General features: G+C 71.3%; 14 protein-coding genes and 3 pseudogenes. 10 read left to right on the top strand and 7 right to left on the bottom strand.

What is annotated here, in order from left to right:
• The first annotated feature begins 1 nt into the window (after position 1).
• From ACFPZI_RS00915 to ACFPZI_RS00905, 3 genes are all read left to right on the top strand, one after another.
• Positions 2–1342, top strand: a complete 1341-nt coding sequence (locus tag ACFPZI_RS00915; protein WP_381356752.1) for an aminotransferase-like domain-containing protein — start codon at positions 2–4, stop codon at positions 1340–1342.
• 220 nt (positions 1343–1562) lie between these two features.
• Positions 1563–2213 carry a TIGR03086 family metal-binding protein gene (locus ACFPZI_RS00910; protein WP_381356749.1) on the top strand — a complete coding sequence of 217 codons (651 nt, stop codon included), beginning with the start codon at positions 1563–1565 and terminating at the stop codon, positions 2211–2213.
• Between the two features lie 374 nt (positions 2214–2587).
• A complete protein-coding gene (locus tag ACFPZI_RS00905; RefSeq protein WP_381356746.1) occupies positions 2588–3040 on the top strand; it encodes an ATP-binding protein in 453 nt (150 codons plus the stop codon).
• A gap of 85 nt (positions 3041–3125) precedes the next feature.
• Here the strand turns inward: ACFPZI_RS00905 and ACFPZI_RS00900 are convergent, their stop codons facing one another.
• From ACFPZI_RS00900 to ACFPZI_RS00890, 3 genes are all read right to left on the bottom strand, one after another.
• Positions 3126–5525, bottom strand: a complete 2400-nt coding sequence (locus ACFPZI_RS00900) for an ATP-binding cassette domain-containing protein (protein WP_381356745.1) — start codon at positions 5523–5525, stop codon at positions 3126–3128.
• A gap of 86 nt (positions 5526–5611) precedes the next feature.
• Positions 5612–6025, bottom strand: coding sequence for a VOC family protein (locus tag ACFPZI_RS00895; RefSeq protein ID WP_381356742.1), 414 nt, complete (start codon positions 6023–6025; stop codon positions 5612–5614).
• A 10-nt stretch (positions 6026–6035) separates the two neighbouring features.
• Positions 6036–6479, bottom strand: a complete 444-nt coding sequence (locus ACFPZI_RS00890) for a helix-turn-helix transcriptional regulator (RefSeq protein ID WP_381356739.1) — start codon at positions 6477–6479, stop codon at positions 6036–6038.
• 184 nt (positions 6480–6663) lie between these two features.
• On the opposite strand from ACFPZI_RS00890, the gene msrA reads away from it, so the two are divergent.
• Positions 6664–7176, top strand: a complete 513-nt coding sequence (gene msrA / locus ACFPZI_RS00885; RefSeq protein ID WP_381356737.1) for a peptide-methionine (S)-S-oxide reductase MsrA — start codon at positions 6664–6666, stop codon at positions 7174–7176.
• A 138-nt stretch (positions 7177–7314) separates the two neighbouring features.
• On the opposite strand, the pseudogene ACFPZI_RS00880 reads toward msrA, so the two are convergent.
• Positions 7315–7873, bottom strand: a pseudogene (locus ACFPZI_RS00880) (succinate dehydrogenase); the annotation flags it as partial.
• Positions 7874–7911: 38 nt separating this feature from the next.
• The gene (locus ACFPZI_RS00875) at positions 7912–8385 is read right to left on the bottom strand and encodes a carboxymuconolactone decarboxylase family protein (RefSeq protein WP_381356734.1); all 474 of its coding nucleotides are present in this window, start codon (positions 8383–8385) and stop codon (positions 7912–7914) included.
• A gap of 208 nt (positions 8386–8593) precedes the next feature.
• On the opposite strand from ACFPZI_RS00875, the gene ACFPZI_RS00870 reads away from it, so the two are divergent.
• The 3 genes from ACFPZI_RS00870 to ACFPZI_RS00860 all read left to right on the top strand — a co-directional run bounded on the left by ACFPZI_RS00870 (position 8594) and on the right by ACFPZI_RS00860 (position 9672).
• Positions 8594–8866, top strand: coding sequence for a transcriptional regulator (locus ACFPZI_RS00870; RefSeq protein ID WP_381356732.1), 273 nt, complete (start codon positions 8594–8596; stop codon positions 8864–8866).
• Between the two features lie 63 nt (positions 8867–8929).
• Positions 8930–9154, top strand: coding sequence for a hypothetical protein (locus ACFPZI_RS00865; protein WP_381356729.1), 225 nt, complete (start codon positions 8930–8932; stop codon positions 9152–9154).
• Positions 9151–9672, top strand: coding sequence for a FecCD family ABC transporter permease (locus tag ACFPZI_RS00860; protein ID WP_381357356.1), 522 nt, complete (start codon positions 9151–9153; stop codon positions 9670–9672). Before ACFPZI_RS00865 ends, ACFPZI_RS00860 begins: the two co-directional genes overlap by 4 nt.
• A gap of 66 nt (positions 9673–9738) precedes the next feature.
• Here ACFPZI_RS00860 and ACFPZI_RS00855 read toward each other — a convergent pair whose 3' ends face one another.
• Positions 9739–10191, bottom strand: coding sequence for a phospholipase (locus ACFPZI_RS00855; RefSeq protein ID WP_381356726.1), 453 nt, complete (start codon positions 10189–10191; stop codon positions 9739–9741).
• A gap of 309 nt (positions 10192–10500) precedes the next feature.
• Between ACFPZI_RS00855 and ACFPZI_RS00850 the strand changes: the two are divergent.
• Positions 10501–11248, top strand: a pseudogene (locus ACFPZI_RS00850) (hypothetical protein); the annotation flags it as partial.
• A gap of 129 nt (positions 11249–11377) precedes the next feature.
• On the top strand, positions 11378–12166 hold the full coding sequence (locus tag ACFPZI_RS00845) for an SAM-dependent methyltransferase (RefSeq protein ID WP_381356724.1): 789 nt from the start codon (positions 11378–11380) through the stop codon (positions 12164–12166).
• 104 nt (positions 12167–12270) lie between these two features.
• Here ACFPZI_RS00845 and yicI read toward each other — a convergent pair whose 3' ends face one another.
• Positions 12271–14544 (bottom strand): alpha-xylosidase, encoded by a 2274-nt coding sequence (yicI, locus tag ACFPZI_RS00840; RefSeq protein ID WP_381356721.1) that lies wholly within the window; start codon positions 14542–14544, stop codon positions 12271–12273.
• Between the two features lie 396 nt (positions 14545–14940).
• Between yicI and ACFPZI_RS00835 the strand changes: the two are divergent.
• Positions 14941–15617 (top strand): annotated as a pseudogene (locus tag ACFPZI_RS00835) (family 1 glycosylhydrolase); the annotation flags it as partial.
• Between the last annotated feature and the right edge of the window lie 67 nt (positions 15618–15684).

Genomic DNA, 15684 nt, shown 5'->3' with positions numbered 1-15684 from the left:
CATGGGCTACGTCACCGCCCCGGGGGCCCGGCCCCGGGCCCTCGCCCTCGGCGATCTGCACGCGTCCCTCACCGACCCCGTGCTGGACGCGATGAACTTCCTGAACGAGGTCGTCTCGCGTTTCCCCGAAGCGATCTCCTTCGCTCCCGGCCGACCCTCCGAAGGCGCCTTCGAACCGGACGACCTGGCGCGCTACCTCCGGGTCTACACCGAGCACCTGGAGCGGGAACTCGGGTGGCCGCGCGACCGGGTGCGCACCCAGCTCTTCCAGTACGGGCGCACCAACGGCATTATTCACGACCTCATCGCCCGCTCCCTCGCCAACGACGAGGGGATCCACGTGCCGGCGGAGGCGGTCGTCGTCACGACCGGCTGCCAGGAGGCGATGCTGCTCACCCTGCGCGCCCTCTTCGCCCGGCCCGAGGACACCCTGCTCGTCAGCTCGCCCTGCTACGTCGGGATCACCGGCGCGGCACGCCTGCTCGACATCGCGCTGCGCCCCGTCCGGGAGGGCACCGGCGGGCCGGATCCCGAGGCGCTCCTGGCCGCCGTGCGGGAGACCCGGGCCGCCGGCGGACGGCCCCGCGCCCTGTACGTGGTCCCGGACTTCGCCAACCCCTCGGGCGCCAGCATGACGGTCGCCGCCCGCGAACGGCTGCTGGAGATCGCCTCCCAGGAGGATCTGCTGATCCTGGAGGACGACCCCTACGGCTTCTTCGTCCGGGCCGGAACGGCCAAGCCCACGCTCAAGGCCCTGGACCGCGACCGCAGGGTCCTCCACCTCGGTTCCTTCGCCAAGACCGCGCTTCCCGGCGCCCGCGTCGGCTATGTGATCGCGGATCAGGAGGTCATCGGGCCGGCGGGCGAGCGGTCGCTGCTAGCCGACCAGTTGTCCAAGGTCAAGAGCATGACCACCGTCAACACCTCGGCCGTCGGCCAGGCCGTCATCGGCGGACTCCTCGTCGAGTCCGGCTGCCGGCTCCGGGACGCCAACGCCGAGGCCATCGCCTTCTACCGCGCCAATCTGAACACCCTGCTCGGCGAGTTGGAGCGGCACTTCCCGGCCGCACGCCGACGGGCGCTCGGCGTCGGCTGGAACGAGCCGGACGGCGGCTTCTTCCTCGTGGTCGACGTGCCGTTCGTCGCCGGCACCAAGGCCCTCGAGCGCTCGGCGCAGGACTTCGGCGTGCTCTGGACGCCGATGAGCGACTTCTACCTCGACGGCGGCGGGGACACACAGCTCCGGCTGTCCTGCAGTGCCCTGGCCCCCGGGTCGATCGCCGAAGGAGTGGGCCGGCTGGCCGCGTTCATCACCGAACAGGCGGCGGAAGCGGATACGTGACGCCGGGCGGACCCGGGGGTGCGGGAACGGAGGGCCGGGCCGATCGCGGCCGGGCCCTCCGTTCCCGCGCACCCTCTCTCCGCACCTGTCCGCCGCATCCCGAGAACCCGGGACCACCGTTCGAAACCCACTAACTGAACGCACGATCGTGCTAATATTTTCTCCGTCCGCGCTCTCCCTACCAGGCGGCATGGGACACCCGTGAGCCGAAAGGATCCGTATGGACATCCGCAAGCTCGACCGGACGGCTGTGCGGGAGACCGCACGCGTCCTGGAACAGGCGGACATCGAGGACTGGGACGCCCCCACCCCGTGCGCCGACTGGACGCTCCGCCGGCTGGTGGCCCACATGGCGGGCCAGCACCACGGCTTCGCGGCAGCGGCCGCGGGAGGCGGAGACGACCTCGCCGTCTGGCAGCCCGCCGCGCTCGGCGCCGATCCGCTGACGGCCTATCGCACCGCGGCCGACGCGGTCCTCGACGCCTTCGCCCGACCGGACGTTCTCACCCGGGAGTTCGCGATCCCCGAGATCAGCGCGGGCATCCGCTTCCCCGCCCCGACCGCGATCGGCTTCCACTTCCTGGACTACGTCGTCCACGGTTGGGACGTGGCCAGAGCACTCGGTGTCCCGCTCCACCTGGACACGGAGACCGCCGAGGCCGCCCTGGTCATCGCCCTGCGGGTGCCGGACGGTGAACGCAGAATCGGCCCCGCCGCACAGTTTCGGCCCGCCCTGTCCGCGCCGCCCGGAGCGGACACGCTCGACCTCGTCCTGACGACGCTCGGCAGGTCGCCCGGCTGGTCCGCCCCCGCAGCGCCCGCGTCCGCACCGCGACACCGATCCGGACAGGGAGACGTCCCTGCTCGCTGACCTCAGAAGCAACGTCGCACGGCGACTCGTTCGCCGTCGGCGTCGCGCCCGAACGGGCCCGGCGCATCGACACCCGCCACCTGGCGACCTGTGTCACCACCGCCTTCGGCACGGCCCCTGAGGCCGTGATCGAGGTGTCGCACAGCGGCATCGCCCGGACCGCGAGCGGGAAGCCCGCGCGCACCCACATGGACGCCCGGCTCGACCAGGGACTCCTGCGCTGACCCAGGCCGCGTTTCCCCGAACCGGGGGTGGGCGCCCGTCCGGCCCGGCATCGTGGGACGGTTGGCGTGGGCCGGGCACCGTGGGCCGGGGGAATGCGGCCGGGCATCGCGGGTAGTCGCGCGGTGTGATCGGTGAGTGAGGCGGATTGAATGGAAGCAGTTCCTGCCGGCGAAGGGGACCCGGTGCCCGGCGTACCGCGGCGGGCATCCTACGTCCTGGACGGCGACGGTGCGTGGATAGCGGAGGCCCGGCGGCTGGCCGCCGTGTTCCTGACGCGGGCGCAGGCGGAGGACGCGCTGCCCGTGTCGGTCCGCGCGATGGAGGTCACCCAGCTCGTGGTGAGCGAGCTGGTCACCAACGCCCGCAAATACGCGCCCGGTCCCGTCCGGCTGGACCTGAGCATCGCCGGAGACGCCCTCGAGGTGATGGTCCGGGACGGCAGCACCGCGCTGCCCGTGGCCGGGGTCGCGAACCCGGACCGCGTGGGCCGGCACGGCCTGGAGATCGTGCTGGCCGTCGCCCGCGGGGTGGACGTGCAGCCCGAGCCGACCGGCAAACGCATCACGGCCCTCATCTCCCTCAGGGAGACCGGCGGCTGGTGACGGTACCCGCCGGGGTGGCGCACGGTGCCGCACGGCGGCCTCCCGGCTCGGGCGCCGGGCAGGAGCCCGGCGCCCGAGCCGGGGCTCAGGCGCCGACGTAGGACGCGAGGTGCTCGGCGGTGAGGGTGGAGCGGGCGGCGACCAGGTCGGCGGGGGTGCCCTCGAAGACGATCCGGCCACCGTCGTGCCCGGCGCCCGGCCCGAGGTCGATGATCCAGTCGGCGTGTGCCATGACCGCCTGGTGATGCTCGACGACGACCACCGACTTGCCGGAGTCGACCAGCCGGTCGAGCAGACCGAGCAACTGCTCGACGTCGGCGAGGTGCAGACCGGTGGTCGGCTCGTCGAGGACGTAGACGCCGCCCTTCTCCGCCAGGTGCACGGCCAGCTTGAGACGCTGCCGCTCGCCGCCGGACAACGTGTTCAGCGGCTGGCCGAGAGTGAGGTAGCCGAGCCCCACGTCGGCGAGCCGGCCGAGGATACGGTGCGCCGCCGGAGTGCGCGCCTCACCGGCGCCGAAGAACTCCTCCGCCTCGGCCACCGACATCGCGAGCACCTCGCTGATGTCCCGGCCGCCGAAGCGGTACTCCAGCACCGACGCCTGGAACCGCTTGCCCTCGCAGTCCTCGCAGGTGCCGGCCACCGAGGCCATCATCGCCAGATCGGTGAAGACGACACCGGCGCCGTTGCAGGTGGGGCAGGCGCCCTCGGAATTGGCGCTGAACAGCGCCGGCTTGACGCCGTTGGCCTTGGCGAACGCCTTGCGGATCGGGTCCAGCAGCCCGGTGTACGTCGCCGGGTTGCTCCGCCGCGAGCCGCGGATCGGGCTCTGGTCCACCGACACCACGCCCTCGCCACCGACCCCCGACGGCGTGCACAGCGACCCGTGCACCAGCGAACTCTTGCCGGAACCGGCGACACCGGTGACGACCGTGAGCACACCGAGCGGGATGTCGACGTCGACACCGCGCAGGTTGTGCGTCGTCGCCCCGCGGATCTCCAACGCCTCGGAAGACCTCCGCACCGACTCCTTGAGCGTCGCCCGGTCGTCGAAATGGCGGCCCGTGACAGTGTCACCGCGCCGCAGCCCCTCGACGGTTCCCTCGAAGCAGACGGTGCCGCCCGCCGCACCGGCGCCGGGGCCGAGGTCGACGACATGGTCGGCGATCGAGATCGTCTCCGGCTTGTGCTCCACGATCAGCACCGTGTTGCCCTTGTCCCGCAGCCGCAGCAGCAGGTCGTTCATCCGCTGGATGTCATGGGGGTGCAGGCCGATGGTGGGCTCGTCGAAGACGTATGTGATGTCGGTGAGCGGGGAGCCGAGATGGCGGATCATCTTGACGCGCTGCGCCTCGCCGCCCGACAACGTGCCCGACGGCCGCTCCAGCGCGAGGTAGCCGAGCCCGATCTCCACGAACGAGTCGAGGGTGCCGCCCAAAGACGTGAGCAGCGGCGCCACCGACGGCTCGGACAGACCGCGGACCCACTCGGCCAGGTCCCGGATCTCCATCGCGCAGGCGTCGGCGATGCCGATGCCCTTGATCTTCGATGACCGGGCCCCCTCGCTCAGCCGGGTGCCGTCGCACTCGGGGCAGGTGGTGAAGGTGACCGCCCGCTCCACGAACGCCCGGATGTGCGGCTGCATCGACTCCTTGTCCTTCGACAGGAACGACTTCTGGATCTTCGGGATCAGCCCCTCGTAGGTGAGGCCGACACCGTCGATCTTCACCTTGACCGGCTCCCGGTACAGGAAGTCCCGCATTTCCTGGTCGGTGAACTTCCGGATCGGCTTGTCCGGGTCGACGAAGCCCGACTCGGCGTAGACCCGGACGGTCCAGAAACTGTCCGACTTCCAGCCGGGGATGGTGAACGCGCCCTCGGACAGCGACTTGGAGTCGTCGTAGAGCTGGGTGAGGTCGATGTCGGAGACGCTGCCCCGGCCCTCGCAGCGCGTACACATCCCGCCGGTGCGTTCGTAGGTGGCCTTCACCGTCTTCTTGTTGCCGCGCTCGACGGTGATCGCCCCGCTCGCCCGGACCGAGGCGGTGTTGAAGGAGAACGCGCCGGGCGGACCTATGTGCGGAGTGCCGAGCCGGCTGAAGAGGATGCGCAGCATCGCGTGGGCGTCGGTGACGGTGCCGACCGTGGAGCGCGGGTCGGAACCCATCCGCTGCTGGTCGACGATGATCGCGGTGGTCAGCCCTTCGAGGACGTCCACGTCGGGCCGCGCCGGGGTCGGCATGAAGCCCTGCACGAAGGCGCTGTACGTCTCGTTGATCAGCCGCTGCGACTCCGCCGCGATCGTGTCGAACACCAGCGAGCTCTTGCCCGAGCCCGAGACGCCGGTGAACACGGTCAGCCGGCGCTTGGGGATCTCGACGCTGACGTCCTTGAGATTGTTCACGCGTGCGCCGTGCACGCGGATCAGTTCGTGGCTGTCGGCGCCGTGCGGTGCGGGCGGCTGCGCCTTCGTCCTCGTGGTCATGCTGGTGGTCTCGTCCTCTCGTAGGCGATGCGTGGTCCTGTTCGAGCCCTGGGGCTGGCCACGGCCCGGGGCTCGGGCCGTGGGGCTCAGCGGCGCTCCTGGATGCGGATCAGGTTGCCCGAAGGGTCGCGGAAGGCACAGTCGCGCACACCGTACGGCTGCTCGGTCGGCTCCTGGACGACCTCGGCGCTGTCGGCCCCCTGCAGTTTCGCGAAGGTGCCGTCGAGATCGTCGGTGGCCAGCAGCAGGCCCGCGTAGGTGCCCTTGGCCATCATCTCGGTGATCATGCGGCGCTCGTCGTCGGTGACACCGGGGTCGGCGGCCGGCGGGGTCAGCACGATGGATGTGCCGGGCCGGCCGACGGGACCGACGGTGATCCAGCGCATGCCGCCGTGCCCGACGTCGCCCCGCACCTCGAAGCCGAGGGTGTCGCGGTAGAAGGCCAGGGAGGCCTCGGGGTCGTCGTGCGGGAGGAAACTCGCGTGAAGGGTGATGTCCATGGACAACACGCTAGATGTGGCCCGGCGCCGAAGCTTCTCGATTCCTGACCGGTCTGGTCACCTGCTTCGCCACGCACGCCGGCATCCCCTCTGTCGCGTCCGCGGCAAGGCGCCGGTAGGCGCTGGGCGGCATGCCGACGAGTTCGGCGAAGCGCGTGCTGAACGTGCCCAGCGATGAGCTGCCGACCGCGAAACAGACCTCGGTGACACTCAGGTCGCCGCGGCGCAGCAACGTCATCGCCCGCTCGATGCGACGCGTCATCAGATAGCTGTACGGCGACTCGCCGTACGCGGCCCGGAACTCCCGGCTCAGATGCCCGGCCGACATGTGCACGCCCCGGGCGAGCGCCTCGACGTCCAGCGGCTGCGCGTACTCCCGGTCGATCCGGTCACGGACCCGGCGCAGCCGCGCGAGATCGCGCAGCCGCTGTGCCGAGGCGGATGAACCGGTCATACGCGAAATCGTACACACGCCCACCGTCCGGTCAGGGCGGAATCCGCCGGGGCGGACGGCCGTGGACGGAACAACAGGGTTCCCGGCATGGTTGTGACCGGTGCGCGTACGGCCGCGGCCGTACGGGATCATGAGTGCGAGGCGGACGTGTCCGTCGAAGGATGCGGGAGAAGGGTGAGAGACGATGACGAGGACCGAGGAGAAGGCGCTGCTGGCGGGCGGCTGTTTCTGGGGCATGGAGGAGCTGATCCGCACGTTCCCGGGCGTCCTGAGCACACGCGTCGGCTACAGCGGCGGCGACGTCCCCAACGCCACGTACCGCAACCACGGCACCCACGCCGAGTCGATCGAGATCACCTACGACCCGGCGGTCACCGACTACCGCACGATCCTGGAGTACTTCTTCCAGATCCACGACCCGAGCACGAAGAACCGGCAGGGCAACGACATCGGGCTGAGCTACCGCTCCGCCATCTTCTACTTCGACGACGAGCAGAAGCGCGTCGCCGAGGAGACGATCGCCGACGTCGACGCGTCGGGTCTGTGGCCGGGGCCCGTGGTCACCGAGGTCGCACCGGCCGGCCCGTTCTGGCTGGCCGAGCCCGAGCACCAGGACTACCTCCAGCGGTACCCGGACGGCTACACCTGCCACTTCGTCCGCCCCGGCTGGCGCCTGCCCCGGCGCGCGGAGTCCTGAGCCGCTGAGATCCCAGGACGTCGGACCGGGGGGCACCCACCACGTCCCACCCCAGGGGGCGCGCACGCTAGGCGGCGCGCCCCCTGGGGTGGGGCGCCGGGGCTCCGAGCCGGGTCCCGGACCGGAGCCCGGTGGTCGCTCGACGAGCTTGCCCTCGGTGGAGACCTCCCGCATCAGGGAGGAGATCTGGTCGGGCACGGGCGGGACGCTCTCGCGGGTGATGCCCGTCGTCGGGGACCGGACGAGGTGGACCCGCAGCTCCGGGTCCGTGTCCGGATAGTCGCTGCGGTTGTGGGCAGCCCCGGATTTCGCGGCGCTCGAGCGCCGCCTCGAGGGTGGCCCGCGCGGCGAGGGCGGCGGCCATGAGGTCGAAGGCGTGCGCGAGATCCTGGTGACCGGCGAGGACGAGGTGGACGCCGATGTCCTCCGTGCGCTTCTCGGTCGCGGGCAGCTCCGTCGGTCCCGTGCGCAGGTCCTCCTCGTCGCGCACCACGCCCGCGTGCTCGGTCATGGCGGTGCGGATGGCGCGCTGGAGGGCGCGGACGCTCTCCGGACCGTCCGCGGCGAGCAGGCTGTCGACCTCCGCGCGGGCCACGGCGGCCGCCGACCGCGGCTGCGCGGTCAGGCCCTGTGAGTGGGCGGCGGTCGCCTGCCCGGTGGCCCGGCCGTACACCAGCAGCTCGATGAGGCTGTTGCCGCTCCGGCCCCGACCGGGCCGGAGCGGGCGGACACCCGTCAGCCGAACTGGCCGGGCTGGTAGTCGCCGGCGGGCTGCTGGTTGATGACGTTGATGCGGTTGTAGGTGTTGATGACTGCGATGAGGGAGATGAGCGCGACGAGTTGGTCCTCGTCGTAGTGCTTGGCCGCGTCGGCCCATACCTCGTCGGTGACGCCGCCGGCGGCGTCGGCGATACGGGTGCCCTGTTCGGCGAGTTCGAGTGCGGCGCGTTCGGCCTCGGTGAAGACGGTGGCCTCGCGCCAGGCGGCGACGAGGTGGAGGCGCTGGGCGGTCTCGCCGGCGTGGGCGGCGTCCTTGGTGTGCATGTCGGTGCAGAAGCCGCAGCCGTTGATCTGGCTGGCGCGGATCTTCACCAGTTCCTGGGTGGCGTGCGGCAGGCCCGATTCGGACGCCGCCTTGCCCGCCGAGTTGATGTGCCTCAGCACCTTGGCGCCGAGTGCGTTGCCGAAGAAGTCGAGACGGGCATCCATGGTGATCTCCTGGGTCGCGATTGCGGTTACGTACTCCTGACGGGACAGCCCGCCGAGGTGTGACAGGACCCGGGATGTGACGTACGTCTCTCTGTCGGAGAGGCCCGCGAGAAGTCGGAGAAGGCCCGCGAGGAGAGGGCCTGCGGGGATGCGGCGGGGCCGCGGAGGCGGCGTTCGAGAGGCGGCGAACGAGCGATAACCTGGTCGTATGCAGGACCACGCCTCCTCACCCGCCGAGAGCGGCACCGCCCTGCCGCGTGTCCTGGGCGCGCCCGGCGATCCGACGCGGCTCGGCACCGTCCGGGTGCTGTCCGGCGGGGAGGGGATCACGCGGCCCCGGCAGGAGAGCACCCGCTGCTTCGTCACCCTGCGCCGCGACAGCCTCGACGCCCGGTTCCCGGGACTGCGGTCCGCGCTGCTGTCGGCAGCCGTCGCCGAGCACGTCGGCGGGCATGTCACCGAGACCCGCGACGAGGACTGACACCCGGCCCGGGTACGGGAACAATGAGGGGACTGAAAGCCCGGACGGGGGAGCGGAGCGTCGGTGAGTGAGCGTCAGGAATGCGACTGGACGGACATGACGCCAGGAGATTTCGACCGGGACGCTCCGCTGTGCCTGAACGTGGGCACCGGACCCGTCGTGGTCCCGGCGGAACCCGACGCGTACGGCACGGTGCCCCTGTTCGGCGAGGAGGCACCGGCCCGGCGCCCCGGCCCGCGCCGGCCCCCGCGCGGCGGCACGCCCGCCGAGCAGGAGCACCTGTTCTGACCCGGCCCGGTGCGCCGCTGTCGGCGGTCAGCCGTTGCGCAGGGTGCGGGCGGGCAGCAGACCGAGGGAACCAGGGCGGCATCGCCCAGAACGGCCTCGACGGCGTGCTCCAGATGCTGCCCGTCACGGTCGTCGGCCTGGTCGTCCTGCTGCTTGTCGCCCGCCGGGTCGACGCCCTCGCCCTCGGCGACGACGCGGCGCTCGGACCGGGCGTCCCGGTGCGGGCGACCCGCGTCACCGCCGTGGTGCCGGCGACGCTGCTCTCCGCGGCGGCCGTCACCCTCGCAGGCCCCATCGGCTTCGTGGGCCTGGTGGCCCCGCACGCGGCACGGGCCCTCGTAGGGCGCCGGCACACCCGCGTCCTCCCGGTCGCGGTGCTGCTCGGCGCCGTACTGGTGTGCACCGCCGATCTGTTGGGCCGCACCGTGATCGCACCGGCCCAACCGGGCGTCGGCCTCATGACGGCCGTCATCGGCACGCCGTACTTCCTGTACGTGCTCGTGCGCAGCCGGCGGTAACGGAAGCGGGGTGCCGCCGGCCCCTTGGGGCAACCGACGGCACCCGGCCGGTCCGGGCGGGAACGGTCAGCCGAAGGCCCTGACCGCCTGGTAGTACGTCCACGCGGTGCTGTTGCAGGCGGTCTTCGTGGCCCCGGTGTAGCCGGTGCAGACGCGCTTCAGGTCTTCGTAGAAGGCGCTGTCGAGGCGTGCCTTGTTGGCGTCGAAGGAGCCGGCCGCCTTGTAGTTGCGGTAACCGAAGTCGTGGCGTGCGCAGGATGTCGCGAAGGGGAAGCCGAACGGGTTGTCGGGGGACGTGGAACAGTAGTCGGTGCTCCAGTTGAACCCGTAGGCGGCCCAGGCGGCCTGGTTGGAGCGCGCGGCGACCCACTGGTTGTAGCTCGACGCGCTGGTCTGCGTCCAGCCGGTGAGGACCTGCGCCTTGTCGGCGGGAGCGGCCTCGGCGGCTGTGGCGGTACCCAGGACACCGACGGCGGCGAGAGCCGTCGTGGCCAGGGCAGTGGCGAACTTGCGGTGCATCCCATACCTCCACGAGACTGTGACCCGACCACCGGGCCGCAGGTTCATGACAAGAAGATGCCCATGTCGTCCGCGCATTCACACCACGACCGGCTTAACAGCCTGTCAAAGTTCGGGTCGGCCAGGCGTCGTGATCGCGTCACGTGAACCAACTCCACTGCCGACGAACGGGGTTATGGGCTCGCAGGGCCGCCGAGTGGGGGCGGAGAGCAATCGCTGGGCCCGTGGGGGCGGGAGAGTTGTGCTCCTGGTGATGAACACTCACTTCGTTCGGGGAACGGGGGTTCCGTCCGCGCAAGGTGAGCGCTGATGCTCACACCGACCGCGAACGGGGACACCCGTCTTTTTCCCTGGCTGCGCGTGCGGAAGTTCGCCGTGCCGCCCTCCATGATCGAGACCGCGACCGCCCGCCGGCGCGTGGGCGACCGGGTGGGGGCCTGCGCCGCCGCGGGCGTCGACGTCGACCTGGACCTGCGGTCCCTGGCCCGCGCCCATGGCCGGGCCCTCGTGGCCGAAGTCCGGTCCGACCTAAGCCACTTGGTACCCGGCCTGCTGTGCCGGCAGTTGCCGCGGATCGCCCCCCGACGGACTGTTGCGTCCGGGCCCGACCATCGCCCTGGCCCGGTACGACAGGAGCGTCGGTGGTGGCAGTGACGGCCCCGGGGCCGACACCGGGTCCGGTCCGGTGCACCTCGTGGTCCGGACTCCGCCCGCCTGGGCGGACGGTGGCCGGCGGTTCGGCCCGGAGCTGTGGGACGGCCGCCGGCTCCGGGCCGACGCCCGTCACCATCCGCACCCGTGTCCGAGCCCGCGCTTCCGCCTCGATCCGCACCGCCACCTGTGGGACGCCCGCCGGAGCGGCGAACTGCGGTCACGCTCCGGGGCGGACCGGCCGGCCGACGCCAACGACCGGGCGGCACGGCCGGGTTCACCGGAACTGCTCCCGCCCGGCCGTCGCTGCGCCGTCGACCGGTGGCGCGACGAGGCCGCGCTCGTTCTGCGCGACACGGGGCGCACGACCGGCACGGTCGTCGCGCGGATCGGCGACGGGCGCCGGCGACGAAGGGGTGGGCGAGCAGCTGAAGCAGCCCGTGATCTGGCTCAACTCGCCCTGTCTGCTTGCGTGTTGATGTGCAACACTCGTTGATCGTCAGCAGCCGTGATCCACCGTGGGACGGAGTTCGTCATGCCGGCCGGCAGGTCCAGCCATCCGCAGATCGACACCAGCAGGGCACACCCCGCGCGGGTCTACGACTGGTTGCTCGACGGGAAGGACAATTACCCCGTGGACGAAGCCGTCGGCGAGAAGCTGCCGCCCCAGGCGCGGGACGCCGCCCGGCAGAACCGCCGGTTCATGCACCGGGCCGCGGCCTGGCTCGCCGGGCAGGGCGTCGACCAGTTCCTCGACGTCGGCACCGGCATCCCCACCGAGCCGAACCTGCACCAGATCGTGCAGGCCGTCGTCCCGGCCGCGAAGGTCGTCTACACCGACAACGACCCCATTGTTCTGCGGCACGCGGAAGCCCTGCTGATCAGCAGTCCCGAGGGCGCCACGGACTACTTCCAGGCCGATGTGCGCAATCCCGGGAAGATCATCGACCACGCCCGGACCGTCCTCGACTTCGACCGTCCGGTCGCACTGTCCCTGATCGCCCTCCTGCACTTCATCCCCGACGACCAGGAACCCCGTGCCATTGTCGGCGAGTTGCTCTCCGCACTCCCACCGGGCAGCTACCTGGTGCTGTCGCACGTGGCGTCCGACCTCCACGCGGAACCGGCCGCCCAGGTCACCGCCGAGTACGCCCGTGCCGGCATCCGCCTCGGCTTCCGCACCCGACCCGAAGTCGCCCGCTTCTTCGACGGCCTGGACCTGGTGGAGCCGGGCCTGGTCACCACCACGGAGTGGTTCCAAGGGGCCCCGGCCCCGGCACCCGAGGACAGCGGCATCTACGCGGGCGTCGCCCAGCTCCGCTGACCCCCGCCCGGCCCGCGCCGGACCCGCCCCGCCCCGCCCGAGGACCTCTTTCGGGCGGGCAGGACGCCAACGGTCTTCCCGCAGGGCCAGAACCCCGGCCCCCGTCACCCCAGCGGCACCGTCACCTCGCCCGCTCCCCGGGCCTCCGGCCCGCCCGCGACACGCACCGTGAACGGCCGTTCGGTGCCCGACGCGGTGACCCGCAGGACGTCGCCGTCGCGCACGACCCGGAAGGACGCGGCCCGCGCGCCCATCGTGTCGGGCACGGTGACCTCGGCCTCGTAGCGGGGCGAGGCGGGCGGGTGGACGAGCAGGACCGGCGCGTCCAGCCAGTCGCCGTCCGGCCGCGCGTCGTCGGCGGTCAGCGGCAGCACGGCGCCCTCCCTGACGTACAGCGGGAGGCTGTCGTAGCCGTGCCGTTCGGTGCGCCAACGCGGGCCGGTGACCGTCTCGCCGCTCAGCAGGTGGGTCCACGTGCCCTCCGGCAGGTACACCTCCACCTCACCGCCGGTGTCGAACACCGGGGCGACGAGCAGATCCGGGCCCAGCATGTACTGGCGGTCCAGCTGACGGCACGACAGGTCGTCCGGGAACTCCAGCACCATCGGCCGCATCATCGGCACCCCGGCGTCGTGCGCCTCGACGGCGGCGCCGTACAGGTAGGGCATCAGCCGGTGCTTGAGCAGGGTGAACCGCCGGGCGACGTCCACCGCCTCGTCGCCGAACTCCCACGGCACCCGGTACGACGTGGAACCGTGCAGCCGGCTGTGCGAGGACAACAGGCCGAAGGCGAGCCAGCGCTTGAACACCGAGGGGTCCGGCGTGCCCTCGAAACCGCCGATGTCGTGACTCCAGAAACCGAACCCGCTCAGCGACAGCGACAGACCGCCCCGCAGCGACTCGGCCATCGCCTCGAAGGACGACCAGCAGTCGCCGCCCCAGTGCACCGGGTACTGCTGCCCGCCGGCGGTCGCGGACCGGGCGAAGAGCACGGCCTCGCCCTGCCCGCGCTCCTTCTCGAGAAGCTCGAACACCGTCCGGTTGTAGAGCTGCGTGTAGTAGTTGTGCATCCGCTCGGGGTCCGAGCCGTCGTGCCAGACCACGTCGGTGGGGATGCGCTCGCCGAAGTCCGTCTTGAAACAGTCCACGCCCTGGTCGAGCAGGGGCTTCAGCTTCGACTGGAACCAGGCCCGCGCCTCGGGGCTGGTGAAGTCGACCAGGCCCATGCCGGCCTGCCACAGGTCCCACTGCCACACGTCGCCGTCGGCCCGGCGCACCAGGTGCCCGAGGGCGGCGGCCTCGTCGAAGAGCGGCGACTTCTGCGCGATGTACGGGTTGATCCAGGCGCTGATCCGCAGGCCCTTCTCCTTGAGCCGGGCCAGCATGCCGTCCGGGTCCGGGAAGACGTCGGGATCCCACTGGAAGTCGCACCACTGGTACTCGCGCATCCAGAAGCAGTCGAAGTGGAACACCGTGAGCGGGATGCCGCGGTCGGCCATGCCGTCCACGAACGACGTCACCGTCTCCTCGTCGTACGACGTGGTGAACGAGGTGCTGAGCCACAGGCCGAACGACCAGGCCGGCGGCAGGGCGGGACGGCCGGTGAGGGCCGTGTAACGGGTGAGGACGTCCTTCGGGGTGGGGCCGGCGACGACGTAGTACTCCAGCGACTGGTCCTCGACGCTGAACTGCACCTGGCCGACCGACTCCGAGCCGACCTCGAAGGACACCGCACCGGGGTGGTTGACGAAGACGCCGTAACCGCGGGACGACAGGTAGAACGGGATGTTCTTGTAGGACTGCTCGCTGCTGGTGCCGCCGTCGGCCTGCCACACGTCGACCGTCTGGCCGTTCTTGACGAACGGGGTGAAGCGCTCGCCGAGGCCGTAGACCTGTTCCCCGACACCCAGTGCCAGCCGGGTCAGCATGTGGTGCTGCGCCCCGTGGCCGGTGGTGACGAAAGCGGTGTTCCTGGCGTCCGCACGGGTCAGTTCGCGCCCGTCGGCATCGTGGAAGGTGAGCGCGAAGGGGCCGGACCCGTCGAGGCGGAGCGTCAGCGGTCCGCTGGTCAGCTCGGTGACCGGGCCGTCCTGGCGTACCGTCCCGACGCCGTCGGCGTCGCCGCCCAGGGCGAAGTCGGGCCCCGGCCGTCGCTTGCCCGCGTGATGGGTGACGCGGACACCGACCACGCCCTCGGCGGGGGAGAAGCACTCGACCGTGACGAGCGGCGCGTTGAGGGTGTCGCCCCTCCGTGCCACCTTCCGTACGGAGGCATAGGTGGTGAAGCGCTTCGATTCCGGGCGCACCTCACGTACCTCGGTGGCGTACGAGATCCGGACGCCGTCGCGGATGCGCCAGAAGCCGTCGGTGAACTTCATGATCTTCCTCGATGGGAGAGGGGGCGATGGCGGGAGGAAAGCGGTATTTGACCAGGAACTATGGCAGGTTCAAAGGTTTCTGTCACGCTCTGGTGCAGGAAGATCGCACCGCTGGGGGCTAGCGCGACCGGCTTCCGCTGACGTGTTGGTAGTCAGGAAAAACAAATTGCACCCGACCTCAGGGCCGATTTTCCCACGAGTAGGGCCGACCAGTCGTCGAAGCGCTTCACCAGCTCGGATCCCTCCTCGGCCGTACCCCTCCCACGAGCCGCCCGGCCCGGCAGAACGCTGAGCCGGTCCCACCCAAGGGCACCCACCGTGACAGCACATTCCCCGGTCGCCGCACAGCGTGGTCGGAGCCGTCCCCGCAGAGCCGTCGCATCCTTCGCCGCCGTCGCCGACCTGGTCGCCGTCGTCCGCGCCGACACCCTGCACAACCTGATGTGGACCGACCCCGTCCTGGCCGGCCGCTACCCGGCACCGAACAGGACACCTGGGGTGAGCTGATCACCGGCCAGGACTTCCGCCGCGACGGTGACCTGGAACTGATCTCGCAGCCACTGGACTTCCTCGGCATCAACTACTACCGCCCCATCACCGTCGCCGACGCCCCGTACCGCGAGAGCGACCCCGCCCGGCGCGCGGCCACCGACAACCGGTACGAGGAGGCCCCGACACCCGGTGTGCGTCACACCGCGATGGGCCGGCCGGTGGTGCCCCACATCCTCACCGACCTGCTGGTGGACCTCAAGGAGCAGTACGGGGCCGCGCTGCCGCCCCTCCACATCACCGAGAACGGCTCCGCCGAGGACGACCGGGTCACCGGCGGCGCCGTCCACGACCCCGACCGCGTGGCCTACCTGTGCGACCACCTCACCGCCCTGCGCGCCACGATGGACCGGGGCGTCGACGTACGCGGTTACTACGTCTGGTCCCTGCTCGACAACTTCGAGTGGGCCTACGGCTACGGCAAGCGCTTCGGCATCGTCCGCGTCGACTACGACAGCCGGCGGCGCATCCCGAAGGACAGCTACCACTGGTACCGGCGGATGATCGCCGCACAGCACCCCTGACGGACCACAGCCGACAAGCGACCGCACCGGGGCCGGCCCGTCACGCGACGGCCCCTTCCGGCTTCCG

This window comes from Streptomyces chlorus (assembly GCF_042655885.1).
Lineage (GTDB): Bacteria > Actinomycetota > Actinomycetes > Streptomycetales > Streptomycetaceae > Streptomyces > Streptomyces chlorus.
Note: the sequence above shows the minus strand (reverse complement) of the source record. Positions and strands in the feature narration are given on the sequence as shown.